Below are 784 nucleotides of genomic sequence, written 5' to 3'. Positions count from 1 at the left end.
GTTTATGGCCATGAACGCCATTGCCGAAGGCAGCAGCCGCGTGGTGGAAACCATTTTTGAAAACCGCTTCATGCACGTTCCCGAACTCAACCGCATGGGCGCAGACATCACCACCGAAGGCAACACCGCCTACATCAAAGGCGTAGAAAAACTCTCCGGCGCCGTCGTGATGGCAACCGACCTGCGCGCCTCTGCCAGCCTCGTCATGGCAGGTTTGGTCGCAGATGGCGAAACCATTGTCGAACGCATCTACCACCTTGACCGTGGCTATGAATACATCGAGAAAAAACTCGGCGGCGTAGGCGCAAAAATCGAACGCGTACGCGGTTAATCCCATACACAGCCGATAAATAAAAGGCCGTCTGAAACACCGGCAATCGGGTTTCAGACGGCCTTTGCGTATTGTTTTGCGGTATAATTCCCGACATCTTTATCCATTGTTTTTAAAAGCACAAACCATGACACGAAAAATCCTTGTCACTTCCGCGCTACCGTATGCCAACGGCAGCATCCACCTCGGCCACATGGTCGAACACATCCAAACCGACGTTTGGGTGCGCTTCCAAAAACTGCGCGGCCACGAATGCTACTACTGCTGCGCCGACGACACCCATGGCACGCCCGTGATGCTTGCCGCTCAAAAACAAGGCATCGCGCCCGAAGACATGATTGCCAAAGTGCGCGAAGAGCACCTCGCCGACTTTACCGGTTTCAATATCGGCTACGACAATTATTACAGCACCCATTCCCCTGAAAACAAACAGTTTTCCCAAGACATTTACCG

At 52.9% G+C, this 784-nt stretch carries 1 protein-coding gene and 1 pseudogene; both read left to right on the top strand.

Translation table 11 applies throughout. The annotated features are described in order from the left end of the window. Positions 1 to 331, top strand: a pseudogene (locus tag ACTHUR_RS13350) (UDP-N-acetylglucosamine 1-carboxyvinyltransferase); the annotation flags it as partial. 127 nt (positions 332 to 458) lie between these two features. Continuing rightward, positions 459 to 784, top strand: a 326-nt coding sequence (locus ACTHUR_RS13345; RefSeq protein WP_440399010.1) for a class I tRNA ligase family protein, incomplete at its 3' end; no start/stop codon positions are given.

It is taken from the genome of Neisseria sp. P0021.S007 (assembly GCF_051956855.1).
Note: the sequence above shows the minus strand (reverse complement) of the source record. Positions and strands in the feature narration are given on the sequence as shown.